At 71.8% G+C, this 24,693-nt stretch carries 24 protein-coding genes; 11 read left to right on the top strand and 13 right to left on the bottom strand.

The annotated features are described in order from the left end of the window. The first annotated feature begins 5 nt into the window (after positions 1 to 5). From ACZ6X9_RS14250 to ACZ6X9_RS14235, 4 genes are read left to right on the top strand one after another with little or no spacing between them, the layout of a single operon-like run. A complete protein-coding gene (locus tag ACZ6X9_RS14250; protein WP_469778273.1) occupies positions 6 to 257 on the top strand; it encodes a hypothetical protein in 252 nt (83 codons plus the stop codon). Then, positions 257 to 493 carry a hypothetical protein gene (locus ACZ6X9_RS14245; protein WP_469778272.1) on the top strand — a complete coding sequence of 79 codons (237 nt, stop codon included), beginning with the start codon at positions 257 to 259 and terminating at the stop codon, positions 491 to 493. The genes ACZ6X9_RS14250 and ACZ6X9_RS14245 overlap by 1 nt, the downstream gene beginning before the upstream one ends. Positions 494 to 552: 59 nt before the next feature. Next, entirely contained in the window at positions 553 to 777 is a 225-nt protein-coding gene (locus ACZ6X9_RS14240; RefSeq protein ID WP_469778271.1) for a DUF7848 domain-containing protein, read from the top strand. Beyond that, positions 774 to 1,325, top strand: coding sequence for a hypothetical protein (locus ACZ6X9_RS14235; RefSeq protein ID WP_469778270.1), 552 nt, complete (start codon positions 774 to 776; stop codon positions 1,323 to 1,325). The genes ACZ6X9_RS14240 and ACZ6X9_RS14235 overlap by 4 nt, the downstream gene beginning before the upstream one ends. Positions 1,326 to 1,690: 365 nt before the next feature. Here ACZ6X9_RS14235 and ACZ6X9_RS14230 read toward each other — a convergent pair whose 3' ends face one another. Then, a complete protein-coding gene (locus tag ACZ6X9_RS14230) occupies positions 1,691 to 2,308 on the bottom strand; it encodes an SMI1/KNR4 family protein (protein ID WP_469778269.1) in 618 nt (205 codons plus the stop codon). A 21-nt stretch (positions 2,309 to 2,329) separates the two neighbouring features. Then, positions 2,330 to 2,851, bottom strand: coding sequence for a hypothetical protein (locus ACZ6X9_RS14225; protein WP_469778268.1), 522 nt, complete (start codon positions 2,849 to 2,851; stop codon positions 2,330 to 2,332). A gap of 163 nt (positions 2,852 to 3,014) precedes the next feature. On the opposite strand from ACZ6X9_RS14225, the gene ACZ6X9_RS14220 reads away from it, so the two are divergent. Further along, positions 3,015 to 4,244, top strand: coding sequence for a sensor histidine kinase (locus ACZ6X9_RS14220; RefSeq protein ID WP_469778267.1), 1,230 nt, complete (start codon positions 3,015 to 3,017; stop codon positions 4,242 to 4,244). Continuing rightward, entirely contained in the window at positions 4,232 to 4,876 is a 645-nt protein-coding gene (locus ACZ6X9_RS14215; RefSeq protein WP_469778266.1) for a response regulator, read from the top strand. Before ACZ6X9_RS14220 ends, ACZ6X9_RS14215 begins: the two co-directional genes overlap by 13 nt. A 24-nt stretch (positions 4,877 to 4,900) precedes the next feature. On the opposite strand, the gene ACZ6X9_RS14210 is transcribed toward ACZ6X9_RS14215, so the two are convergent. The 8 genes from ACZ6X9_RS14210 to ACZ6X9_RS14175 form a co-directional block, all read right to left on the bottom strand. Next, on the bottom strand, positions 4,901 to 5,473 hold the full coding sequence (locus ACZ6X9_RS14210; protein WP_469778265.1) for a hypothetical protein: 573 nt from the start codon (positions 5,471 to 5,473) through the stop codon (positions 4,901 to 4,903). 22 nt (positions 5,474 to 5,495) lie between these two features. Beyond that, a complete protein-coding gene (locus ACZ6X9_RS14205) occupies positions 5,496 to 5,957 on the bottom strand; it encodes a hypothetical protein (RefSeq protein ID WP_469778264.1) in 462 nt (153 codons plus the stop codon). Positions 5,958 to 5,988: 31 nt separating this feature from the next. Beyond that, on the bottom strand, positions 5,989 to 7,260 hold the full coding sequence (locus ACZ6X9_RS14200; RefSeq protein ID WP_469778263.1) for a hypothetical protein: 1,272 nt from the start codon (positions 7,258 to 7,260) through the stop codon (positions 5,989 to 5,991). After that, positions 7,257 to 7,559: a DUF6317 family protein gene (locus ACZ6X9_RS14195; protein ID WP_469778262.1), complete on the bottom strand. Its 303-nt coding sequence runs from the start codon at positions 7,557 to 7,559 to the stop codon at positions 7,257 to 7,259. The genes ACZ6X9_RS14200 and ACZ6X9_RS14195 overlap by 4 nt, the downstream gene beginning before the upstream one ends. Next, positions 7,552 to 7,860 (bottom strand): SAV_915 family protein, encoded by a 309-nt coding sequence (locus tag ACZ6X9_RS14190; protein ID WP_469778261.1) that lies wholly within the window; start codon positions 7,858 to 7,860, stop codon positions 7,552 to 7,554. Before ACZ6X9_RS14190 ends, ACZ6X9_RS14195 begins: the two co-directional genes overlap by 8 nt. Positions 7,861 to 7,978: 118 nt before the next feature. Then, positions 7,979 to 8,560, bottom strand: coding sequence for a TetR/AcrR family transcriptional regulator (locus tag ACZ6X9_RS14185; protein ID WP_469778260.1), 582 nt, complete (start codon positions 8,558 to 8,560; stop codon positions 7,979 to 7,981). A 207-nt stretch (positions 8,561 to 8,767) separates the two neighbouring features. After that, positions 8,768 to 9,772 (bottom strand): aldo/keto reductase, encoded by a 1,005-nt coding sequence (locus ACZ6X9_RS14180; RefSeq protein WP_469778259.1) that lies wholly within the window; start codon positions 9,770 to 9,772, stop codon positions 8,768 to 8,770. 253 nt (positions 9,773 to 10,025) lie between these two features. After that, a complete protein-coding gene (locus ACZ6X9_RS14175; RefSeq protein WP_469778651.1) occupies positions 10,026 to 11,351 on the bottom strand; it encodes an MFS transporter in 1,326 nt (441 codons plus the stop codon). 309 nt (positions 11,352 to 11,660) lie between these two features. On the opposite strand from ACZ6X9_RS14175, the gene ACZ6X9_RS14170 reads away from it, so the two are divergent. The 4 genes from ACZ6X9_RS14170 to ACZ6X9_RS14155 all read left to right on the top strand — a co-directional run bounded on the left by ACZ6X9_RS14170 (position 11,661) and on the right by ACZ6X9_RS14155 (position 18,751). Continuing rightward, on the top strand, positions 11,661 to 12,611 hold the full coding sequence (locus ACZ6X9_RS14170; RefSeq protein WP_469778650.1) for a helix-turn-helix transcriptional regulator: 951 nt from the start codon (positions 11,661 to 11,663) through the stop codon (positions 12,609 to 12,611). A gap of 197 nt (positions 12,612 to 12,808) precedes the next feature. After that, positions 12,809 to 13,942, top strand: a complete 1,134-nt coding sequence (dusB, locus tag ACZ6X9_RS14165; RefSeq protein ID WP_469778258.1) for a tRNA dihydrouridine synthase DusB — start codon at positions 12,809 to 12,811, stop codon at positions 13,940 to 13,942. A 522-nt stretch (positions 13,943 to 14,464) separates the two neighbouring features. Continuing rightward, positions 14,465 to 17,182: a pyruvate, phosphate dikinase gene (ppdK, locus tag ACZ6X9_RS14160; RefSeq protein WP_469778257.1), complete on the top strand. Its 2,718-nt coding sequence runs from the start codon at positions 14,465 to 14,467 to the stop codon at positions 17,180 to 17,182. Positions 17,183 to 17,728: 546 nt separating this feature from the next. After that, complete coding sequence (locus tag ACZ6X9_RS14155) at positions 17,729 to 18,751, top strand: ArsR/SmtB family transcription factor (protein WP_469778256.1); 1,023 nt, start codon at positions 17,729 to 17,731, stop codon at positions 18,749 to 18,751. Positions 18,752 to 18,894: 143 nt separating this feature from the next. On the opposite strand, the gene ACZ6X9_RS14150 is transcribed toward ACZ6X9_RS14155, so the two are convergent. The 3 genes from ACZ6X9_RS14150 to ACZ6X9_RS14140 all read right to left on the bottom strand — a co-directional run bounded on the left by ACZ6X9_RS14150 (position 18,895) and on the right by ACZ6X9_RS14140 (position 22,012). Continuing rightward, positions 18,895 to 19,698: a carbohydrate ABC transporter permease gene (locus ACZ6X9_RS14150; protein WP_469778649.1), complete on the bottom strand. Its 804-nt coding sequence runs from the start codon at positions 19,696 to 19,698 to the stop codon at positions 18,895 to 18,897. Positions 19,699 to 19,813: 115 nt separating this feature from the next. Next, a complete protein-coding gene (locus ACZ6X9_RS14145) occupies positions 19,814 to 20,755 on the bottom strand; it encodes a carbohydrate ABC transporter permease (protein ID WP_469778255.1) in 942 nt (313 codons plus the stop codon). Continuing rightward, complete coding sequence (locus ACZ6X9_RS14140; protein ID WP_469778254.1) at positions 20,756 to 22,012, bottom strand: ABC transporter substrate-binding protein; 1,257 nt, start codon at positions 22,010 to 22,012, stop codon at positions 20,756 to 20,758. It lies immediately after the preceding gene. A gap of 468 nt (positions 22,013 to 22,480) precedes the next feature. Between ACZ6X9_RS14140 and ACZ6X9_RS14135 the strand changes: the two genes are divergently transcribed. Beyond that, complete coding sequence (locus ACZ6X9_RS14135) at positions 22,481 to 24,502, top strand: glycosyltransferase family 2 protein (protein WP_469778253.1); 2,022 nt, start codon at positions 22,481 to 22,483, stop codon at positions 24,500 to 24,502. The last annotated feature ends 191 nt before the right edge of the window (positions 24,503 to 24,693 follow it).

Below are 24,693 nucleotides of genomic sequence, written 5' to 3'. Positions count from 1 at the left end.
GCCACATGACGATCACCGAGGGGAAGCCCGGGGCGGCGTCCGTGTCCGCGAACCCCGTGCGGGGCGTGCGGATCGAACGTGACCCCGACAAATCGCTGCACCACACCGAGGCCGGGCGGATCGCCTTGCCGCTCCGCGTCGTGGACAACGGCGTCTCGCTGGCGGCCGGCGAGCTCGTGCTGACGTATGACGCCGCCGCCGGGATGCGCCGGGAGCTCGACAGGCTTCTCGCCACCGCCGAAGGGGGTGCCGAGTGATGGCCGCCCCTCGCCGTAGCCCACAGGACCGCGCCCGCCGCGCCGCGTTGGCCGATGCCGCCGTGGGTGGGCCCCCGGCGGAGCCGGTCGGCGGCGCGCCCGCGCCCGTGCCCGGTTGCGACGTCTGCGCAGCCCTCGCGCGGCAGCGGGCCGTCGCGCGGCGGAACGCGGACTTCTCCCGCGTCGTGGACTGCGACGTCGAGCTGCGGCGGCACCCGCACGGGAGGCGGCGGTGACGGAGGCGCGTGTTCTGGTGCCGGCGAGGGATGGCGGGACAGAGCTTCCGGGCGAACCCGTGCGCCAGCTCCAGTGTCGGGACTGCCGGGACTACTGGGACTACTGGGACTGCCGGGAGGCGTCCCGGGCGGGCGAGGGCGTCCCGTCGGGCGCCGAGGCAGGGGCGCTGAAGCACGCGCGGCCGCACCCGGCGCACCGTTCGTACCGCGCGGTGATGACCTCGTTCCGGCGGGTGGACCCGGGCCCCGTGAACACCGTGGTCCGCGAGGAGGCGGTCCGATGAGCTACTCGCCGCTGCCCCTCACGTACCCCACCCAGCGCCACCCCGCCGCGCTGTGGCTGGTTTCCAGGGCTCTGCGGCCACGGGAGGTCCATGAGGCCTGGGCCGAGGGCAGGACGCCCGCGATCGAGATCGGGCACCGCTTCGACGTCGTCCATCTCCCGGCCGAAACGGTGGAGGGCGGCATCGCCGGGGTGCGGACGGACGACGTGGTCGAGGCGGCGTTCCGGGAGGCGGGGATCGGGTACGGCGTGGTGGTGAACCGCCGGCGGGACGTCTACAGCGTCCTGGTGGGGGCGGGCACGGCGCGGACCTGGTCCGCAGGGAGCGGGACGAGGGCCGTGGGGATCGACGACCCTCTGCGCTATCTGCGCACGCCGCACCCCGCGCGGCGGGAGGGGCCGGGCGCCTTCTGGCTGCTTCCCGCGCCGCATGAGGAAGAAGTGCTGGCCGGGGCGGTGGAGGTGCGTGCGCTGCTTGCGCGGTCGGCCGGGAGGTGGGGGAGGGGCGAGGCTTCCGTGACATGGGCGGTTCGGCCGGGACCGGCGTAGGGCGGGCCGACGCCACGTGGAGGGATCATCTGCGGTGCCCTCCTGTGTCAGGTTCCCGCACTTGGCGGCCCTCGCTGCCGAGTGTCCGGAGGCGCCGTACGACGGCTCACCCCGCCCGGGCGTCATCGAGCCGCGTTTCCGGCCGTTCGGGCCGTCGGGCCGGAGGTCGTTCGACAGCAACGCATGGACCTGGTCGTCGAGGTGCGGCCGAAGGGGTCCGAGAGTCGGGGCGGTTGACCGCCGTGGGGCTGTGTGACGGGATCCGGACGGCGACCGGGCCGGACGGCGTAGCGGGTGCGACTGTCGTTGCCCGTCGCCGCGTGGGCGCTGGGGGACGACAGCCGGCCGGATGACGCGGGGCGCCGTCAGGCGCAGAGCTTCCGGACCGCCCCCGCGAAGGCCGGGAGTTCACGGGCCGCTTCCGCTATGACGGTACTGGCGGGTTGTCGCCGGGCAGGAGCGAAGTGGGCGGCCAGTGCGACAAGTTCGGGGACGCGGCGGACGGAGCGGTGCTGCTCGCGGGGGTCGACGGCCTCGTACGGGCCGAAGCCGTCGGACAGCAGCCACAGGAAGGACGGCAGGTCGCGGGCGACGACGCCCAGTTCGTGGCCCGAGCCGAGGAGGACGACCGGCTGTTCGGTGAGTGGCGCGGCCGGGCGGGCGAGCCAGAGGGCGACGAAGCCGCCCGTGTCGTCCTGGCCGAAGACGCGGAACGCGTCTCCCGACACCGCGGGGTTGCCTGTCCAGGCCCGGAGCCACTCGGTGGTGTCCTCGGCGGAGACGAAGGCGGCGTAGGGCTCGAAGTCGATCCCGATCCGGGACCAGAACTCGAATCCGTCCCCGCTTCCCTCCACCCCCGTCCTGCCATCGTCCCTCCTCTCCACCCCCGTCCTCTCTCCGCCCGTCCGATCCGTGCGGCCGGAGCCGACGTACGCCAAGGCGCTCAGGCAGGCGGGGAAGCGGCGGTCGGCGGTGGTCGTCATCCGCGCAGGTTAGCGGTCTGCTCACCGGAGTGGCCGCGGCCGCGCGCCCTCGTACCCTCGTACCGCCACCGCCCCGCATACGGCGGCGAGCGGCAGTTCGGCGGCGAAGGCCATGACGAGGGCCGAGGTGAGGTCCCCGCCCGGGGCGGCCGTCATCACGTCGAACCAGGCGTCGATGACGAGCAGGGTGGCGGTGGCCGCGGCCGGGAGTGTGTGGAGGGGGTGGCGGCGTACGGCCAGGAGGCCCGTCGTGATCAGGGCGAGCGCCTCCAGCGCGTCCAGGCCGACCCAGGCCGCCGACCACTTCGAGGCGGTCGTCTCGGCCGGCAGGCTCGTGGCGAGGACGAACAGCCAGGGGAGCAGGGCGACTCCGCAGGCGGCCAGGGCGTAGCCGAGGAGGCGCGGGCGCGGCCGGGGTGCGGGGGTGAGGGGCGGGTGCAGGGGGATGACCTCGGCGGACGCGCCCGGGCCGTCCGCCGCGCCCCGCTCGTCCGCCGCGTCGCATCCGGAAGGCACGGGGTGAGGGAGGCGGAGGACGGTCATCGGGGCTCCTTGGCCGGACGGTGGGGTGGCACGTTCCACGATGGCCGCCGGGTGGGCGCCGGTCACGGGTGCCGCTGTCCGTTCCGGGGTGGCACTGGTTTCACCCCGGGGACGGGAGTGTGTGCCATGGCCCCCCGGGGAGCTGCGGAATTACGGTTCTTCCATGCACATGACCACCGTTTCGCGCCCTCTGCTGCGCCCCTTCCAGAACAGCGGCGGTCCGGTCGCCTTCCATGTCACCGGCGGCCTGATCCAGTTCCTGGGGCTGCTGGTGTTCGCCGTGCCGTGGCTGTCCGGCGGACCGACGCGGGCGCTGAGCGTCCTGGCGGTGATTTTCGGGATGTTCGCGCTCCTCGCGGCGGCCTCGCCCGTGCTGACGACGATGCAGCGGGCACGCTTCCGGGGCTGGCTGGGGGTGGACATACCCCGGCCGGAGCGGAAGACGGGGACCCGCTCGGAGCGGTTCTGGCGGCAGGTGCAGTACCACCTGGTGATCGGCCCCCTGATCACCGCCGCCGCGCTGACGGCGCTGGCCGTCGCGGTGGCGTCCGTGGCGGCGGTGAGCGTGTACGTCTGGATCTGGGCACTGCCGCCGGAGATCCGGCTGTCGCAGACCGGATACTCGACACTGGCCGCCTACGTGACCGCCGTCGGCGCGGCCGGACTGTACGCGGCGGTCTGGGCGATGAAGGCCCTCTCCCGGCTCGATACCCGCGTCGCACTGAGCCGCCTCGGCCCCACCCCCGCCGAACGGCTGGCCCGCCGGGTCGCGGAGGTCACGGAGAGCCGGGCGGGTGTCGTGGACGCGGCCGACGCCGAACGACGGCGCATCGAACGGGACCTGCACGACGGAGCCCAGCAGCGGCTGGTGTCGATGGCCGTCAACCTCGGCCTGGCGAAGATCACGCTCACCGATCTCCCCGAAGACGCGCGGAAGGTCATCGACGAGGCGCACCGCGAGGCGAAGGCGGCGATCCAGGAGCTCGGCGACCTCGTCCGGGGCCTCCACCCGGCCGTCCTGGAGGACCGGGGTCTGGACGCGGCCCTGTCCGGGATCGCCGACCGCGCCCCGCTGCCCGTCCGGGTGAGGGTGGACCTGACGTCACGGCCGGCGCCCGCGATCGAGGCGGTGGCCTACTTCGTCGTCTCGGAGGCGCTCGCCAACGTCGTCAAGCACGCCCAGGCGGCCCAGGCGGAGGTCACCGTCGAACGTTTCGGGGGGATACTGCTCGTGGTCGTCTCCGACGACGGCGTGGGCGGGGCGGACGAGGCGGGCGGAACGGGCCTGGCCGGGCTGGCCAAGCGGGTCGCGTCGGTGGACGGCACCTTCTCGATCAGCAGCCCTGTGGGGGGCCCGACCGTTGTGACTGTGGAGCTGCCGTGCGCGCCGTGATCGCCGAGGATTCCGTACTGCTGCGAGTGGGACTGGTGAAAGTCCTGGAAGCGGCGGGATTCGAGGTGGCCGCCGAGGTCGGCGACGCGGAGGCCGTGCTCGCGGCGGTCGAGGAACACCGGCCGGACCTGGTCGTCTCCGACGTCCGGATGCCGCCCGGCTTCACGGACGAGGGCGTGCGCGCGGCGCTCGTCATCCGCCGGCAGTGGCCGTCGACCGCCGTGCTGCTCCTCTCCCAGTACGTCGAGGAGCGGTACGCCACGGACCTCCTGACCGGCGACACGCGAGGCGTCGGCTACCTGCTCAAACAGCGGGTCGCCGACGTCGAGGAGTTCATCGACGCCCTGCGCCGGGTGGCGGCGGGCGGCACGGCGCTCGACCCCCAGGTCGTCTCCCAGCTCCTCCTCCGGCGGCACAGCGACCCCCTCGACCGGCTCACCCCACGCGAACGCGAGGTCCTGGAACTCATGGCCTCCGGCCGCTCCAACGCGGGCATCGCCTCCCACCTCGTCGTCAGCGAAAGCGCCGTCGCCAAGCACATCAACAACATCCTGGCCAAGCTGGACCTGCCGAGAGCGGACGCGGACCACCGACGGGTGCTGGCGGTCCTGCGGTTCCTGGGGGTGGCGTGAGAGGGGCCGACCCCCCTCGGCCGCTCACAGGGCGATGCGCAGCACCACGAACACCAGGAAGAAGCCGAGGGCCGGCCAGAACAGCCCCTTGACCAGACGCCACTGGCCCGTACGCCGCCGGGCATGCCGGTCCGCCGCCCATGTGCTGCCATGGACCACGAGCGGCACGCCGATGCTCAGCAGCAACAGGGCTGCCAGGAGCCCCGCGAACCAACCGCACGCGTTCACACGGTCGATCTTGTAGCAGATTCCGATGAAATCGCAGGAGGCGGTGACCCGGCGTCCCGGCCTGTATTCGCGGTCGATGTCGAGGCCGCTGCGCTTCGCGCCACCGTCCGAGGGCCGGAAGGCGCCCGAGCACTGGAAGGAATCCTTGCCTCCGCGATGGGAAGACGGCAGGCGCTCACACCGCTCGACGGTGAACGTCCCGCGCGTCCCCAGCAGCCCGGACGCATGACTGGAGATGCCGGCCCCGAACGCCCCGAAGACCAGCCCCGACAGGACGAGGAGAAGCCCGCCGAAGCGCACCGCCACACCGGACGACTTGGGCGCGACCGCCGGGGGCGGGTATCTGCGCGGGCGCGTTCTGTGTGCCATGCCGGTGGTTCCTCTTCCGTCCTCAGTTTTCGAGACCGGCACGCTTGCGTTCGTAGCGTTCGCCGACGGTGTAGCGGCCGAAGCTGCGGATGAAATGAGGCAGGACCACACCGAGCGCGACGGGTACCGCGAGGATCACGCCCGCACTGGTGAGAACGGTGAGGGCCTTGGTCGCGGCGGCACTCCGCCGGCTGGGCGAGCGGGCCCGCAGCCGCGCCGCCGTGATACCCATGCGGTCGATGTTCCGGATGTCGCGGGTGGTGAGAACGGCGATACCGACACCGAGCACGGTGTAGAGGACGAGGAAGACGACCAGGACCGTGTCTCCCGCCTGGCCGATCCCCACCATGAAGCCCGCGCACATCGCACCGGTGACCACCGCTCCCACGAACAGAACGAAAGTCCGGGTCAAGCGCCGCCACCAGTAGGCGGGCCCTCTGTCCACCCAGGACAGGCCGAACCAGTGCAGCGGGGCGGGGGGCATGGCACCGGGGGGAGAATCGAAAGTCCTCCTCTTACCCGAAGATGCCATGCCATGCCTTCTTCGCTACGCCTTCGCCCTTATGCCAGGCGCCCTTGGCTGTGTTGCCGACCTTGTCAGCCATGTCCTCCATGTCGTTGTGCCACCACTTGGAACTCGCTTTGGCGAAGCTTTCGCCGATGCCTTTGACCACGCCGTATTTGTGAATGTTCTCGCCCCAGTGGGCGTTGTGGGTGAGCTCGTAGCCGAAGGTCCCCACGCCGTAACCGGCGGCGACGCCGAGAGCGACGCCGCCCGCCACGACCGGATTGGCCGCCGAGGCGCCGACGATCGCGCTCTCCACCCCGGCTCCGACGGCCATCCCGGCGGCGGCGGGTGCCGCGTCCCGTACGAAAGCCTCGCCGTACGACCACCCCCGTGTCCGGTGGTCGTCGTACATTTGCAGGCCGACCATGGCGGCGGTCAGTCCTGTGCTGGCCACCCCTAGTTTCCCCACGGGCCCCACCTCCTTGGCCCGGTAGTTCTCCGCGATCTCGCCGATGGTGAGGCGTGAGGCTCCGCTGCCCTTGAACCTGCTCTCCCAGCCTCTGACGGAGTCGGTGCGCAGGCGCTGTTTACTGAGTGCGGCGCGGGCGGCCCGCCGATCGCGCAACCGTTCGTTCCACGCGTCGCTTCCTTTGGGCAGCCTTTTCGCCGTGCGCTTCAGGTCCTTGGCCTGCTGCTTGAGCCGCTCCAGCTTCTTCGCGCTCTCCTGGGTGAGGGCGGCGGGGGTCGTGTAGAGCCCTCGGAGAACTTCCGCGAGTGTGAACGAGTCCGCGCCGTTCAGCAGCTTCGGATTGCCTTCGTTGAGGATCTGCGCGATGACGGCGTTGAGGTGTTGCGTGGCCAGCTCACGCGCGTTCTGTGCTCGCGTGAGCGCGGTGTCGCGCCCCTTCCGGTACGCGTCCAGGGCCGTCCGCTGGTCTGTCGTGCCGGTGGCCCCGCCTTGGCTGTCCAGGGTCAGCCCGGCTGCTCGCGCCGCGTCCTGGGCGTCCCCCAAGTCATTCCTGGCGACGGACAGTTCCTCTGCCAGCACGCTGATGATGTCCGATACCTGGGACATCGCTTCTGAGATCGCCGCCGCGACGGTGCCGTCATGTGCCCATACGGTCTGGAAGGCCTCCGCGCCTTCGCCGCTCCATCCGGCCTCGTGAACGACCCCGGTCACCTTCTTGTTGAGGACCTTGGAGGAGGCGTCGTACTTCTCGATGGCCGAGGTGTAGTCCTTGACGACATCTTTGAGCCCGGCGATGTCGTCGTCGATCACTTCGTCTTGCCCATCATGTCGTCGAAGACCTCACGGACGTCGATGTCCTTGTCGCGGTACTCACCGGCGGCCGACCGGAGGCTGGTGCCGTGTTTGTCCACCAAGCCGGTGAGGAGTTCGTGCGCGATGCCGAACGCGTCACTGATGTGGGAGAGGGCTGCGCTGAGTCCGGAGTCGCCGACGCCAGGGGTGGGTGGTGAGGAGAGGTGCTTGAACTCACCGAGGTGCAGAGCCTCCCGGTGAAAGCCCTTGCCCGCGTCATCGATGTGCTCAACGGTCGCCTTGAGCCGATCAGTCATGTCCCACCTGCCGCTCCTCCTGCTTTCCCAGGACGTGCGGATCTACCACGACCATGGAGATGCCGGCCTCGCCGAGCAGCGCCCGCAGTGTGTTCACCGGGAGGGCCAGCCAGGTCTGATCGGGTCCATGGAAGGCCACTAGGCGGTCCGCTGAGGTGAAGGCCAGCCCGCAGATACGTCCGTCAGCGGCACGCCGCGTCTCGAACTCGACCTGATTCTCCATCCGTTCCCAGCCGTCCGCCGGGCGGGGGTGCGCCGGGGCGAGGACTATGTCGTCGTCGGCGAGCGTGACTGTGCTCAAGGTACGGCTCCCCTGCTGACCTGGGTGATCGGGCAGGAAGTCAGCCTAGGAAGGCAGCCGACGCGGGTCTATCAAGGCCGCGTTATCGAGGTGTCAAGGAGCCGTCAATATCGGTGTATTAGCCACGCAGTCCGTGGAGGACCAGGCCGCAGACCGTGTCGAAGGCCGCGTCGATGTCCGGGTCGGACCATTCCGGTGCGTAGGCGGGGTCGTGGAAGCGGTTGGTGGCGTCCCAGACGGCGCGGGCGGTGCGGGCGGGGTCCGGGAGGGAGAACTCGCCGCGTTCCGCGCCTTCGCGGAGGATGTCGGTGAGCTGGCCGACCATCGTCGCGATGTGCCGTTCGACCGTGGAACTGTTCTCGCCGACCAGGACCATGTAAGTGGCGAAGAGTTCCGGGTCGTCGCCCGCCTTGCGGCGCTTGGCGGCGAAGAGGGCGGTGAGCCAGTCGCGCAGCCGCTGTTCGGCGGGGGTGTCGGCGGAGGCGATGGCGGACAGGGCGGCGTGCGACTGGTCGAGCCAGCGGCCGGTGACGGCCTCGCGGAGGGCGGCCTTGCTGCCGAAGTGGCGGTAGACGCTGCCGTGGCTGACGCCGAGCGCGCGGGCCACGTCCACGACGGTGGCCTTGGCCGGGCCGAAGCGGCGCAGGACCTCCTCGGTGGCTTCGAGGATGCGGTCTTGGGTCAGGGGCTCGGGCGGCATGTGGGTACGGGTCCTTTCCTCCGGCGCCGACGCGCCTGGGACGACCGTACCCGGCCGGGGGTGTGTCCGGGGTGCGCGGGGCGGCGTCCCGGTGGGAGAGGAGCTGGAGAGGAGCGGGAGGGGACGGGGGCGGTGGGGGTGGCGGGGGACGGGAGGTTCGGCCCTCCCGCCCGCCGCTCCTGCCGGCGCCCCGCGCCGCCCCCTCGCTCACCGTTCGCTGTCCAGGTGTGCCATCTGGTCCGCCGGGTACCGGTCACCGGCCGCCGCGTTCGCGGGGACGGCGGCCTCGATGGCGGCGAGGTCGTCCGCGCCCAGGGTGACGTCCAGCGCGCCGAGCGCCTCGGCGAGGCGTTCGCGGGTGCGGGCACCCACCAGCGGGACGATGTCGGAGCCCTGGGCCAGGACCCAGGCGATGGCCGTCTGGGCGACAGTCGCGCCCCGCTGCTCGGCGACCTTGCGGAGGGCGTCGACCAGGTCCAGGTTGCGCTGGAGGTTCTCGCCCTGGAAGCGGGGGCTCACGCCGCGGAAGTCGCCGGCCGTGAGCTGCCGGTCGCGGCCGAAGTGGCCGCTGATCAGGCCGCGGGAGAGGACGCCGTAGGCGGTCACGCCGATGCCGAGCTCCCGGGCGGTCGGCAGGATGCGGTCCTCGATGCCGCGCGAGATCAGCGAGTACTCGATCTGGAGGTCGGCGATCGGGGCGACGGCGGCGGCCCTGCGCAGGGTGTCCGCGCCCACCTCGGACAGGCCGATGTGGCGGACGTGGCCGGCCTCGACGAGCTCGGCGATGGCGCCGACGGTCTCCTCGATCGGCACGTCGGGGTCGACGCGGGCGATCCGGTAGACGTCGATGTGGTCGACGCCCAGCCGCTGCAGGGAGTACGCGGCGAAGTTGCGCACCGCCGCCGGGCGGCCGTCGTAGCCGGACCAGCCGCCGTCCGGGTCGCGCAGGGCGCCGAACTTGACGCTGGTGAGCGCCCGTTCGCGGTGGGCGGCCGGGGCGGAGCGCAACGCCTCGCCGATCAGCATCTCGTTGTGGCCCATGGCGTAGAAGTCACCCGTGTCCAGCAGGGTGACGCCCGCGTCCAGGGCGGCGTGGACGGTGGCGATCGACTCGGCCCGGTCGGCCTCGCCGTACAGGGCCGACATGCCCATGCAGCCGAGGCCGAGGGCGGACACCTGGGGGCCGGTGGTGCCGAGAGTGCGGTACAGCACGGGGACTCCTTGAGGGGCAGGGGTGGGGAGGGATGAGGGGGGACACGGGAGGAGGAGAGGTGTGAGGAGCGGGCGGTCGGACCGACACCATCAGCCTGACACATGGAATGACAGATTTCAATATCTGTCATTCCATGTGTCGTCCCCGCATGTGTCGCCCCCGCCATGTGTCGCCCCCCGCCGTGAGTCGCCCCCCGCCATGTGTCCCCCTGCCGTGTGTCCCCCCGCCGTGCCGTATCAGCGCATCGCCGTGTCAATGCATCGACTTCGGCAGCCGCGTACTCAGCACCGCCGTCGCCGCCACCGCCACCAACTGCACCGCGAACGTCGTCACCACCGCGTCCCGCACCCCCATCGACGAGGACAGCGACAGGAACAGCGACCCCAGCGTCGCCACGCCCAGCGCCATGAACGACTGCTGCGTGGTGACCATCACCCCGCCGCCCACCCCCGCCTGCGGGGCCGGCACCTCGCTCAGCACCGCCCGCAGCGTGGGCGGCAGCAGCAGGCCCTGGCCCAGTCCCTGTACCGCCAGGGCCGGCATCGGGCCCCAGACGCCGAGGCCGTCCCAGCCCCAGAGGAACGTCAGGGCCATCCCGAGCACGCCCGCCGCCTGCACCAGCGTCCCGGCGGTCACCGCGCGGCGGCCGTAGCGGGCGCCCAGCCGGGGGCCGATCAGGGAGCCCGCGAAGAAGGTGAGGCACAGCGGCAGCAGGGCGAGGCCGGCTTCCATCGGGCTCAGCCGCAGCCCCTCCTGGAACACCACCGCCAGGATGAACATGTAGCCGCCCCAGCCCAGGGAGAAGGGCACCAGGACCGCCAGACCGCTGCGGACCGAGCGGATCCGCAGCAGGGACGGCGGCACCAGCGGGGTCCGTCCGGCGGCCTCCAGCCGCCGTTCGACCGTCCAGAACGCCGCGGCGGCGAACGGGAACGCGCACAGCAGCGCCCAGGCCCAGACCGGCCACCCGGTGGAGCGCCCTTCCGTCAGCGGCACCAGCAGCGAGGTCAGGGTCACCGCGAGCAGGACGGTGCCCGCGCCGTCCACCCGGGTCGGCCGGTCCGAACGCGTCTCGGGGATCGTCCGGGCCGCCATCAGCAGCGCGAGCACCGAGAGCGGCGCGTTCACCAGGAAGATCGGGCGCCAGCCGGAGCCCGCGATGTCGGCGGAGACGAGGAAGCCGCCCAGCATCTGGCCGATCACGCTCGACACACCGGTGGTGGCGCTGTAGAAGCTCATCGCGCGGGTGCGCCGCTCGCCGTGTGTCGTCGCCTGGATCGTCGCCAGGGCCTGCGGCAGGAGCAGTGCCGAGGCGGCGCCCTGGGCGATGCGGGCGACCACCAGGCTCCAGGCGTCCGGAGCCAGACCACAGGCCACGGACGTCACGCCGAACGCGGCCGTTCCCCAGAGGAACATCCGGCGCCGGCCCACCATGTCGCCCAGCCGGCCGCCGAGCACCAGCAGTACGGCGTACGCCACGCCGTACCCGCCGACGACCATCTCCAGGACGGCCGGACCGGCGTGCAGGTCGCGGTCGATGGCGGGCAGGGCGACGTTGACGATGAAGAAGTCCACCATCGGCAGCGCGGCGCCCAGGAGCACCGCGAGGAGACCGCCGGAGCCCAGCGCCGCCGCGCCCGGAGGAGCGGAAGAGGGGGAGGGAGGGGAGGGAGACGGGGAGGAGGGAGACGAGGCGGAGGGAGGGGCGGTCGGGGGAGAGGTCGTCGTGGGGGTGGGTATCTCGTCGGTTGTGCGTGCTTCGCTCACGGGACGACGATGACGCACCCCGCAACCCGGTACCAGAGAGCCTTTATCCTGGTACAAGGGCTACCCGGTAACGGTCCTGACAGCGGGCCGCCCGTACCGCAGGCTGGAGGCATGACCACGATGGTGCCGGAGTCGCCGGCCGCCCCGGCCGTCGACATCGACGATGCCGACGACGGGACGCGCCGCATCGACGATGCCGACGACGGGACGCGCCGCATCGACGACGCCGACGACGCGGCGCGCCGCGCCGAACTCGCGGCCTTCCTCCGCAGCCGCCGCGAGCGCATCACCCCCGAGCAGGTCGGTCTGCCGCGCGGCAGCCGACGGCGGACGCCGGGGCTCCGCCGGGAGGAGGTCGCGCTGCGCGCCGCCGTGGGCGTCATCTGGTACACGTGGCTCGAACAGGGCCGGGACATCCAGGTCTCCGTCCAGGTCCTCGACGCCGTCGCCCGCGCGCTGCTGCTCGACCGCGCCGAACGCGCACACCTCTTCGCCCTCGCCAACGCCTCGGACCCGGCCCCCAACGCCGAGCCCGCCGGCGTCCCGCCCGGGCTGCGCCTGATGCTGGAGCGACTGGAGCCGTTCCCCGCCTGCGTACAGAACGCGCGCTACGACATCCTGGCGTACAACCGCACGTACAAACACCTCATCTGTGACCTCGACGCCCTGCCGCCCGAGGACCGCAACTGTCTCTGGCTGCACTTCACCAACGAGACCTGGTACGCCGACGCGCTCGACCGGCAGGACGCCAAGCGGGCCATGGCGGCGAAGTTCCGGGCCGCGATGGCCGACCACATCGCCGAGCCGGCCTGGAAGTGCCTGCTCAAGCGGTTGCGGGAGGCGTCGCCCGAGTTCCGGGAGGTGTGGGAGCGGCACGAGGTGATCCCGCCCGCCGCCAACCGGCAGCGCACCTTCCGGCAGGCCCGGGTCGGCCTGCTGAACCTCGACCACAGCAACCTCTGGACCGGGCCGCACCCCGGCACCCGCGTGCTCGTCTTCACCCCCGCCGACGAGGAGACGCACCGGCGGCTGCGCCGGCTGCTGGAACTGGTGCGGGCCGAGGAGGGGTGACCCACGTGACCCAGGGGGGCGCGGCCGCGCGGGGCGCGGTCCGGCGTGACCGGAGCCACGGGATCCGGTCCGCCGGATGAGGGACAATGGACGGTCGCCGTTCCGCCGCCCCCACGGGCCTCACCGCCCACACCGGGACCGCGGACGGCCGCCCCGCACCCGCCCGCCCGCACTCGCACGAACCAGGAAGCCCCTCCATGACGCAGCTCCAGATCGGTCCGCACACCGTGCAGCCGCCGGTGGTCCTGGCCCCGATGGCCGGAATCACGAACGCGCCTTTCCGCACGCTGTGCCGTGAGTTCTCGGGCGGCAAGGGGCTGTTCGTCAGCGAGATGATCACCACCCGGGCGCTGGTCGAGCGGGACGCCAAGACCATGCGGCTGATCCACTTCGACGGCACCGAGAAGCCGCGTTCGATCCAGCTCTACGGCGTCGACCCGGTCTACACCGGCCGCGCCGTCCGCATGATCGTGGAAGAGGACCTGGCCGACCACATCGACCTCAACTTCGGCTGCCCCGTCCCCAAGATCACCCGCAAGGGCGGCGGCTCCGCCCTCCCCTACAAGCGGAACCTGTTGCGCGCCATCCTCCGGGAGGCCGTCGGCAACGCCGGGTCGCTGCCCGTCACCATGAAGATGCGCAAGGGCATCGACGACGACCACATCACCTTCCTGGACGCCGGCCGGATCGCCGTCGAGGAGGGCGTCACCGCCATCGCCCTGCACGGCCGCACCGCCGCCCAGCACTACGGCGGCACCGCCGACTGGGAGTCCATCGCCCGGCTGAAGGAGGCCGTGCCCGAGATCCCCGTGCTCGGCAACGGCGACATCTGGTCGGCCGACGACGCCGTGCGGATGATGCGCGAGACCGGCTGCGACGGCGTCGTGGTCGGGCGCGGCTGCCTCGGGCGGCCCTGGCTGTTCGGCGACCTGGTCGCCGCCTTCGACCCCGAAGGGCCGCGCGAGCCCGCCGCTCCCACCCTGCGCGAGGTCGCGCGGGTGATGCTGCGCCACGCCGAGCTGCTGGGGGAGTGGCTGGAGAGCGAGGAGCGCGGCGTCATCGACTTCCGCAAGCACGTCGCCTGGTACACGAAGGGGTTCTCGATCGGGTCCGAGTCGCGGCGGCAGCTTGCCGTGACGTCGTCGCTGGCGGAGCTGGACGCTCTTCTGAGCGGGCTCGACCTGGATCAGGCGTGGCCGGTGGGGGCCGATGGGCCTCGGGGGCGGACGTCCGGGCGGAACCGGGTGGTGCTGCCGGAGGGGTGGCTGGACGATCCGTACGACTGCGCGGTGGTGGGGGCTGACGCGGAGCTCGACACGTCGGGTGGGTGAGGGCGCCTTGCCCCGGCGGGGGGCGCCTGCGGCGGGCTGTGCCCCGGTCCCTCCCTTTCGCCGTTTCCTGCGGGGGCGCCGCCCCCGCACCCCCGAAACCGCGCTTCGCGCGGTTGTCCTCAAGCGCCGGACGGGCTAGTCCGGCGGCGTGATTCTCGCCACCTCTGATAGGGGGCCCGCTCACATGAGCGGAAAACGGGGGCATCCATCTTCCTAAGGGTGGCACTCAGTGCCACCCGCTCTGACTTCACAAACTGACGGCCGAACGGCCCAAATCTCGACGCACCGTGCTGTCGTGACTCCGCAGCGCGAAAGTGCGTTCAAGATGTGAAGGGTGCGCCCGTAAACCCCGTCCCCCCAAGCGACTTTCGATCTGCTGGCAGACGGGCGGTTACGCCCTCATGTCGTTGGAGTGGACCTCCTCAGAAGCCTTCGATCTGGGTACGCTCCCCGCCGTCAGGGCAACCCTCCCCACTGCGGCAGCGCTTTTCCCCGGGAGGTCCAGTGAAGGAGTCGAGTTCCGTGCCGGTATCCGAAGATCAGCAGAAGTTCGTCTACGACTTCACCGAGGGCAACAAGGACCTCAAGGACCTGCTGGGCGGCAAGGGCGCCAACCTCGCCGAGATGACCAACCTCGGTCTGCCGGTGCCGCCCGGGTTCACGATCACCACCGAGGCGTGCAAGGTCTACCTGGCCGAGGGTCAGGAGCCGCCGGCGATGCGGGACGAGGTCACCGCGCACCTGGACGCGCTGGAGGCCCGGATGGGCAAGAAGCTCGGGCAGGCCGACGACCCGCTGCTGGTCTCCGTCCGCTCCGGCGCCAAGTTCTCGATGCCCGGCATGATGGACACCGTCCTCAACATCGGGCTCTCCGACGAGTCCGTGGCCGGCCTCGCCGCGCAGGCCGGCGACGAGCGGTTCGCCTGGGACTCGTACCGCCGCCTCATCCAGATGTTCGGCAAGACGGTGCTGGGCGTCGACGGCGACCTCTTCGAGGAGGCGCTGGAGGAGGCCAAGGAGGCCAAGGGCGTCGCCACCGACGTCGAGCTGGACGCCGACGACCTCCGCGTCCTCGTCGAGCGGTTCAAGGGCATCGTCGCCGAGCGGACCGGGCGGGAGTTCCCGCAGGACCCGCGCGAGCAGATGGACCTGGCCATAAGGGCCGTCTTCGACTCCTGGAACGGCGACCGCGCCAAGCTCTACCGCCGCCAGGAGCGCATCCCCGGCGACCTGGGCACCGCTGTCAACGTCTGCTCCATGGTCTTCGGCAACCTCGGCCCCGACTCCGGCACCGGCGTCGCCTTCACCCGCGACCCCGCCAGCGGTCACCAGGGCGTCTACGGCGACTACCTGCAGAACGCGCAGGGCGAGGACGTCGTCGCCGGCATCCGCAACACCATGCCGCTCGCCGAGCTGGAGCGCATCGACAAGACGTCGTACGACCAGCTCATGCAGATCATGGAGACGCTGGAGACGCACTACCGCGACCTGTGCGACATCGAGTTCACGATCGAGCGCGGCAAACTGTGGATGCTCCAGACCCGCGTCGGCAAGCGCACCGCCGGTGCCGCCTTCCGGATCGCCACGCAGTTGGTGGACCAGGGCCTGATCAGCGAGGCCGAGGCGCTCCAGCGGGTGACGGGGGCGCAGCTCGCGCAGCTCATGTTCCCGCGCTTCGACGAGAAGGCCAGGACCGAGTTCCTCGGCCGGGGCATCGCCGCCTCGCCGGGCGCCGCCGTCGGCAAGGCCGTCTTCGACTCGTACACCGCCGTCAAGTGGTCCCGCTCGGGCGAGAAGGTCATCCTGATCCGCCGCGAGACCAACCCCGACGACCTCGACGGCATGATCGCCGCCGAGGGCATCCTGACCTCGCGCGGCGGCAAGACCTCGCACGCGGCCGTGGTCGCCCGCGGCATGGGCAAGACCTGCGTCTGCGGCGCCGAGGAGCTCGAAGTCGACACCAAGCGGCGGCGGATGACCGCTCCGGGCGGGGTCGTCATCGAGGAGGGCGACGTCGTGTCCATCGACGGCTCGTCCGGCAAGGTCTACCTCGGCGAGGTGCCGGTCGTCCCGTCGCCGGTCGTCGAGTACTTCGAGGGCCGGATGCACGCGGGCGCCGACGACGCCGACGGGCTCGTCCAGGCCGTCCACCGGATGATGGCGTACGCGGACCGGATGCGCCGGCTGAGCGTCCGCGCCAACGCCGACAACGCCGAGGACGCCGCGCGCGCCCGCCGGTTCGGCGCTCAGGGCATCGGCCTCTGCCGCACCGAGCACATGTTCCTCGGCGAGCGCCGCGAGCTGGTCGAACGGCTGATCCTGGCCGACACCGAGACCGAGCGCGACGAGGCCCTGGGCGCTCTCCTGCCGCTCCAGAAGGCCGACTTCGTCGAGCTGTTCGAGGCCATGGACGGCCTCCCGGTCACCGTCCGGCTGCTCGACCCGCCGCTGCACGAGTTCCTCCCGGACATCACCGAGCTCTCCGTGCGCGTCGCGCTCGCCGAGGCGCGCCAGGAGGCGCACGAGAACGAACTGCGCCTGCTCCAGGCCGTGCACAAGCTGCACGAGCAGAACCCGATGCTCGGTCTGCGCGGCGTCCGCCTCGGGCTCGTCATCCCCGGCCTGTTCGCCATGCAGGTCCGGGCCATCGCCGAGGCGGCGGCCGAGCGGCGGAACGCCAAGGGCGACCCGCGCGCCGAGATCATGATCCCGCTGGTGGGCACCGTCCAGGAACTGGAGATCGTCCGCGAGGAGGCCGAGCGCGTCATCGCCGACGTCGAGGCCGCCACCGGCACCAGCCTCAAGCTCACCCTGGGCACCATGATCGAGCTGCCCCGCGCCGCCCTGACGGCCGGTCAGATTGCCGAGGCCGCCGAGTTCTTCTCCTTCGGCACCAACGACCTGACGCAGACGGTCTGGGGCTTCTCCCGGGACGACGTGGAGGCCAGCTTCTTCACCGCCTACCTGGAGAAGGGCATCTTCGGCGTCAGCCCGTTCGAGACGATCGACAAGGACGGCGTCGGATCCCTGGTGCGCGCGGCGGCCGAGGCCGGCCGGGCCACCCGTCCCGACCTCAAGCTCGGCGTCTGCGGCGAGCACGGCGGCGACCCGGAGTCGGTGCACTTCTTCCACGAGGTGGGCCTGGACTACGTCTCCTGCTCCCCGTTCCGCATCCCCGTCGCCCGCCTGGAGGCCGGCCGCGCCGCCGCCCTGACCGGGGCGGGCAGCGACAGCCGGTGACACCGGCCGGATGAACTCCGGAGCCGCCGATGGGATGACCTCGACCCTCGGACCGACGGCGGCTCCGGTACCGCGGAAGGGGCGGTCTCGCGCACGGGACCGCCCCTTCCGCCTGTCCCGGGGCGGACGGAGGACGTCCGTGTCCGGTACGTGGTTAACCCGGGCGTAACGCGGGGGCCACGAGGAGATCACCGCAGCGGAGCCGACGGGTGACCGTACGTGCCCCGGTCGCCCGCTCCGGAGCCCGCGCATGGCGGAGGGGCGGCGCTCGTGCGGGAGCGCCGCCCCTCGTTTACTCCCCCACCGGGAGTTGTTGCCGCCCGCATCGGCTCGGGCGGCAACTCGCATACTCAGCGACCGCTTTTTCGCTCGCCACCCCCCACGGGAACGAGCTGGGGCGGCCCTGAGTGCGTGAATAGCATTTCGCTCCGGGGGTGTTCGCCGCGAGTCCTTTCAACTGTGGCCAAAAGGGCGTGGTAACAGCACGTATCGGTGTGCATACTCAGTGGGCGGGGGGTGACGGCGGATGTCTCATGTGGGGGTTTGGTGCTGCGTGTCCATTTCACTGGACTCGATCTGGCCCGGTTGCGCCTGGCCGGAGACCCGGACGTGCTCTGGGAAACCGTATTGAGTCTGCACCGGCTGCGGGACAAACAAGGCGAGTCGATCTACGGCGATTGGCGCACCGAAACCCGTGCTCGGTTGAATAGTGAAACTCGGCTGCTGGCCCCGCTGGTTCCGCCCCGGGGCTATTTCCCGGACTTCCTGACACCGGCCGAAGGCGTACTCGGACTGGAGACCGGCGTGGAGGCGCTGCGCGCGACTCCGGCCGAACGGGTCCACGACGAGCTCGGCCGGCTGTCCACGGTCCGCACCCTGCCGGCTTGGATACGATCGCTCGCCGAGGGCGACACCCGGGCGTTCGGCAAGCTGATCACCGCCCTGCACGACTACCACGAGGCGGCCATCGCGCCGTACTGGGCGCACATCCAGGCGCGGATCGAGGCCGACCGCGCCGTCCGCGGCCGGGCCCTCCTCGACGGCGGGGCGGACGCGCTGCTGTCCTCGCTGCCGCCCACGATGCGCTGGCACGCGCCCGTGCTGGAGTGCGACTACCCCGCCGACCGCGACCTGCACCTGAACGGCCGGGGGCTGCTGCTGGTGCCGTCCTTCTTCTGCCGGGGCAACCCCGTCACCCTGCGGAACCCGGACCTGACGCCGGTCCTCGTCTACCCGGCCCGGCACTGCTCGGAGTCCGCCCCTCCGGTGCAGGCGGCGCCGCGCTCGCTGGGCAAGCTGGTGGGGCAGACCCGGTCGGCGGTGCTGGGCTCCATCGGCGGCGGCTGCACGACCAGCGAACTCGCCCGCCGCGTCGGGGTGTCGGCGGCCTCGGCCAGCCAGCACGCGGGCGTGCTGCGCGAGGCCGGCCTGGTGCTCACCCTGCGGCACGGCAGCGCCGTACTGCACACCCTCACCCCGCTCGGCGCGGCCCTGCTGCGCGGCGGCCACCGGCCGCAGCCCCGCCGGGACCGCCCGGCGTTCCCCGAGCGGTCGTCCTGGGCCATGTAGGTTGCATGGGGCCTGGTGGTTTACATGGTTGGGGTTTTCTTTTTTCTGCGGGTTTTAGGAGGTCTGCGGGTTTTGGGGGTTCTGCGGGTTCGGCAGGTTCTGCGGACTCTGCGGGCTCTGCGGGTTTTGGGGGCTCGGGTGGGTCAGTCGTCGATGCCCGACCGTTCCACACCCGCCACGATGTACCGCTGGAGGAACAGGAACACCACCAGCAGCGGCAGGATCGAGACCGCCGCCGCGACGAACAGCTCGTGCAGGTTGACCGTCTGTGCGTTGGTGAACGCCGACAGCGCCACCTGGACCGTCCACGCCTCCCGGTCCTGGCCGATGACCAGCGGCCACAGGAACGCGTTCCACGCGCCGATGAAGATGATCGTGCCGACGGCGGCGAAGACCGGCCGTGAGTTGGGGACGACGACGCGCCAGTACGTCCGCCAGTACCCCAGCCCGTCCACCTGGGCGGCGTCCTCCAACTCCCGTGGGAAGCCCAGGAAGTACTGCCGGAAGACGAAGCAGGCGAAGGCGCTGAACAGGGTGGGCACGATCAGGCCGCGTAGGGTGGAGACCCAGCCCAGCGACGACACCAGCACGAACGAGGGCACGAACGTGACGGCAGCGGGGACCATCAGGGTGCCCAGGATCGCGTAGAAGACGGCGTTCGCGTGCCGGTACGGGATGCGGGCCAGGCCGTAGCCGGCGAGAGAGGCGAGGACGAGGGTGCCGACGGTCGTGGCGACCGCGATGAGCGTGGAGTTGAGCAGCGCGTGCGCCATCGGCACGTTCGGGTCGTCGAACAGCTCCCGGACGTTCGACCAATGCAGTTCGCGGGGGAAGAAGGTCCAGTCGCGGGCGGTGATGTCGCTCTCGGTGGCGAGCCCGTTCCGAACCAGCAGGTAGAACGGGATGAGGAACAGCACGGCCAGCGCGACGAGCAGGGCCGACCGCAGCGCGCGGCCGGCGCGGGCGAGGGCGTCGTGCGCGGGATTCTCACGGTGCGCGCGGGTATCACGACTCGCACGGGTATCACGACTCGCACGGTTCGCAGGGGATGGGGACACGGCGTCACTCCTCCTTCCGGCCGAGGCCGGACCAGCGTGCCTGGACGACCGTCACCACGGAGATCACCAGCGCCAGCACGACCGCCCCCGCGCTGCCCAGGCCCAGGTCCTGACCCTGGCCGAGCGCGGTGTAGTAGAGGTAGACCAGCGGCGGCCGGGCGTACGGCGGGTAACCGCGGGCGTCGGAGAGCAGGTTGAAGAACTCGTCGAACGCCTGGAACGCGTTGATGACGAGCAGCAGGGCCACCGCCACCGAGGTGGCGCGCAGCGCGGGGAACGTGATGTGGCGGAACGTCTGCCAGCCGGGGCGCGCCCCGTCGAGTGCCGCCGCCTCGTACAGCCGGACGGGGATCCGCTGGAGCCCGGCCAGGAACAGGATCATGTAGAAGCCGGTCTGGAGCCAGAGCCGGACCGAGCCGATGACCAGCCAGTACCAGGGCGGATGGGTGGTCGCCAGCCAGGCGACGGGCTCGGCGCCGAACCAGCCGAGCACGGTGTTGGCGAGGCCGAAGCGCACTCCGTTGAAGATGGACATCTTCCAGATCAGGGCCGCGACCACGTAGGAGCAGGCCGTCGGCAGGAAGAAGACCGAGCGGAAGAACGCCTGGGCCCACCGCAGCCGGTTGACCGCCAGCGCCAGGGCGAGGGAGAGCGCGAAGGTGGCGGGCACGATGATCGCGGTGAAGACCGCGAAGGTGACCATCGACGAGCGGAACTCGGGGTCGGTCAGGATGCGGCGGTAGTTGCCGAACCCGGTGAAGTCGCTGGGGGTGACCGTGTTGTGTGCGTCGAAGAAGCTGAGGTAGACGCTCCAGCCGAGCGGGACGTAGGTGAACAGGGCGAGGCCGGCGGCGAAGGGGCCGACGAAGAGCCAGAACCAGAGGGTACGGTTCCGCTGCCGGTGGGCGGCCTTCGGCGGGGCCGACCGGCGGACGGCCGTGGGCATTCAGGACCTCTTCCGGACGCGGGCGAGCTCGGCCTCCGTGGTCCGCACCACCGCCTTGAGCTGCCCCTCCGGGTCGGCGCCGTCCTTGATGATCCGGCTCAGCGCGTCCTGGTACGCGACCTTGCTCGCGACCGTCCACAGCAGCGGGTCGGCATGGCCGTGCTCGGCCGCGAACCGGGCCGCCTCCGCCGCCGGCCCTTGCCGGAGCCGGTCCGCCGTCCGGGCCAGGGAGACGCGGGCCGGGAGGTGCAGACCGTAGGAGAGCGCGAAGTCCTGCTGGTACGCGGTCTGTTCGACCCACAGCCAGCGGACGTACTCCTTGGCCTCCTCCTTCCGGGAGCTGCGCGCGCTGACCGCCGCCGCGTACGCGCCGACCGGAACCGCGGGCTTCCCCGCCGGGCCGTCGGCGGGGAACGGCAGCACCCCCACGTCGTCACCGAGCGCCTTGGTGATCTGCGGCAGCGCCCAGAGGCCGGACCACTGCATGGCGGTGAGCCCCTGGACGAAGGCGGACGGGTCGGACCAGTCGGCGGGCGCGCCGAGCAGCAGCGACTCGTCCGCGTACAGCTTGCGGATCCTGGCGAGGACGCGGGCGGCGGCCGGGTCGTCGAAACCGACCTTGCCGTCGGGGGTGACGGGGGAGAGGCCGGCGGCGTACAGCGGGGTCGCGCCGAGGACGCCCGCGCCGCCGTCGTTGCCGAGGAAGAGGCCCTTGGTCCGCCGGTCGGTGAGCCGGCGGGCGGCGTCCACCAGCTCGTCGAGCGTGCGCGGCGGCCGGACGCCCGCCTTGTCCAGCAGGCTCTTGCGGTAGTAGAGGAGCTGGGCGTCGACGGTCTGGGGGATGCCCCAGATCCGGCCGTCGTGGGTCTTGGGCGCCAGGACGGCCTGCTGGAAGTCGTCCTTGACGTCCTTGACCAGGTCGGTGAGGTCGACGACCTGTCCGCCGAGTATCTGGTCGAGGGTGGGGCCGTTGACCTCGAAGACGTCGGGGCCGGAGCCGGAGAGCAGGGCGGCGGCCGTCTGCTGGTCGTAGTTGCCGGGCCGCCACTGGACGGAGACCTTGGTCTTCTTGTAGGCGGCGGCGTAGCGCCGGACCGCCTGTTCGGTGCCCGCCTCCCCGTACTGGTGGTACCAGTGCGACAGGCCGCCGCCCGAACCGCCGCCGCGGCCGGTGTTGGAGCCGCACGCGACGGCGGTCCCGCCGGCGAGTGCGAGCCCTCCGCCGGCGGCGAGGAATCGTCTGCGGGTGATCGGCATGGTGCTGTCCCCCCTTGGGTGCGTCGGCTGAGCGGTGCCGGTGGGCGGGCAGTGCCGCGGGGCGGTCGGTGCCGTGGGGCGGGTGGTGCCGGTGGGGCCGGGCGCGCCCCCTGCCTTGCTTGCCCTGCGCCTTTCTCGCCTCGTGCCTTCGTCGCCACGTGCCCCGTGTGGACCGGTGGGCCGGTCCCCGGCGTGCCGGCCCGGCCGGTCCGCTCGGCCGGGCGGTGGCCCGGCAGGTCAACGATCAACGATGGGACGCGATCACGACAGGGGTGTTGCGCGGACATGTCGATCGTTCCGGCCATCGGAACGGGCCCGGTCGGAGCCCGGGACGGTCGATTTTCGGACAGTCGTTCGGGATATCACCCTCGTATACCCTGAAATGGCCCGTGCCGGGGACCCGGCCGGCACCGACCAGCCCACCCGGCCGGGAGCCACGCCCCGACCGCAGGAACGGAGCACGCACCCATGCCCGGCCCGGACGTCACGGTCATCATCGCCGCGTACAACGCCATGCCGTATGTGACCCGCAGCGTCACGTCCGTGCTGGACCAGACCCTGGGGGCCGACCGGATCGAGCTGATCGTCGTGAACGACGGCTCCACCGACGGCACCGCCGCCGAGCTGGACCGGCTCGCGGCCGGCGCGCCCTGCATGCGGGTGATCCACCAGCCGAATTCCGGCGGCCCCGCCGGTCCGCGCAACCTCGGTCTCGACCTGGCCGCCGGGCGCCACGTCTTCTTCCTGGACGCCGACGACCACCTCGGGCCCGAGGCCCTGGAACGGATGGTCGGCGCCGCCGACAAGAACGGCTCCGACGTCGTCCTCGGCCGGATCGTCGGCGAGGGCGGCCGCCGGGCACCGGCCTCCATGTTCGGCCGGAACCAGCCGAAGACCGACGTGTTCTCGTCCCGCGTCTACTGGACGCTCAACCCGATGAAGCTGTTCCGGCGCGAGCTGATCGACCGGCTCGGCCTGCGCTTCGAGACCGGTCTGTCCATCGGCGAGGACCAGCCGTTCACCGCGACCGCCTACCTGGAGGCCGCCGCGATCTCCGTCGTCGCCGACTACGACTGCCTGTACTGGGTGGCCCGCGAGGACGGCAACAACATCACCGCGCAGCCGCACGGCACCCGGATGCGCATGGACCTGTTCCGGATGATGACGGAGCTGGTCGCCCGGCACACCGAACCGGGCGACCGGCGCGACGTGCTGATGCACCGTCACTTCGCCGTCGAGCTGCGCGACGCCGTGCTCCAGTTGTGCCGCGAGCCCTACCGCGACACCCAGGACAAGCTCCTCAAGGAGCTGGGCGGACTCATCGAGCCGTACTACCACGAGGGCCTGGCCGCCCGGCTGCCCGCCATGGTCCGGCTCCGGTGCCACCTCATCCGGGAAGGGCTGCTCGACGAGCTCCTCACCGTCGTCCGCTGGGAGCTCGACCGGGGCGCCGCCAGCTACGGCATCACCACCCTGGCCGCCACCGCCGCCCAGGGCCCCGACATCCTGACCGAGGACGGCCGCGCGTACGCGGAGTACCCCTACTTCCGCGACTCCACGCTCAACATCCCCGACGACTGCTTCGACATCACCTCCGAGCTGCGCGTCCGCCACTTCCTGGAGACCGCCGAACTCCGGGACGGCGCACTGCGGCTGGCCGGGCACGCGTACGTGCACCGAATATCCGGCGAGACCGGCGTGGAACTGCTCGTGCGCAAACGCGGCAGCGACGTCGAGCACCGCCTCCCCGTGCGGCCCGTCCCCACCCCGGACCTGGGCGCGGACGAGGACGGCGGGCAGTTCCGGTACCCGGACGCGGGCTTCGACGTGACGGTGGACCTCGCCACGGCGGCCGGCGGGGCGCCGCTCGGCCCCGGCCTGTGGGACTTCACCCTCGCGGTCGACGTCCGGGGCGTCACCAAGCAGGCGCGCCTCGGCAGCCGGCGCGCGGAGACGGTCACTTCGGAAACGGTGACGGTCGTGACGGGGGAGGGGACGGCGGCGGCGCTGTTCACCACCAAGCCGTACGGGAACCTCTCGCTTGACGTGGGGGAGACCCGGCATCGCGTCCTGCCGCTGCTGGGTGTGGACGGGGCGTCGTGGGCCGGCGAGGGGTCCGCCGTGCTCGTCGTGAACGGGCGCTGCGAGCTGGCCGGTTGGCCGGTCGGCGCTCTGACGCTGCGGGCGACCGAGGTGGCGAGCGGCGCGGTGCGCTCGGTGCCCGTCGAGACCGGGGCGGACGGGGCCTTCGCCGTGCGGTACGACTGCGCCGCCTCGCCGGGGGAGTGGCGCTTGGAGCTGCGGCTCTCGGCCGGTGCCGGCGAGTGGGTCGTTCCCGTTCCGCCGGGGCGGCGGCTGGAGGCGGCGCGGTGGCAGCGGTTCGGGTTGCCGTGGTATGCGAAGGCGGTCGAGGGGCGGGATGTGTTGGTGTTGCGGACGGGGCGCGTCGAGCTGTTGAAGGGGGTGCGGGGGAGGCTGAAGCGGCGGTAGTCGCTTGGAGGTTTGCCCCGGTCCCACCCTTTCACCGTTTCCTGCGGGAGGGCCCGCACCCCGTGGAAGCGGCTTCGCCGCTTGTCCTCAAACTCCCCCAGAGGGGGCACCCCCAACGGGCTGAAGTCAGCCCGTTGGGGCCCCCTCTGGGGGAGTTTGAGGACAGCGCGCGCAGCGCGCTTCGGGGGTCT

Source organism: Streptomyces sp. NPDC052910, assembly GCF_055585605.1.
Note: the sequence above shows the minus strand (reverse complement) of the source record. Positions and strands in the feature narration are given on the sequence as shown.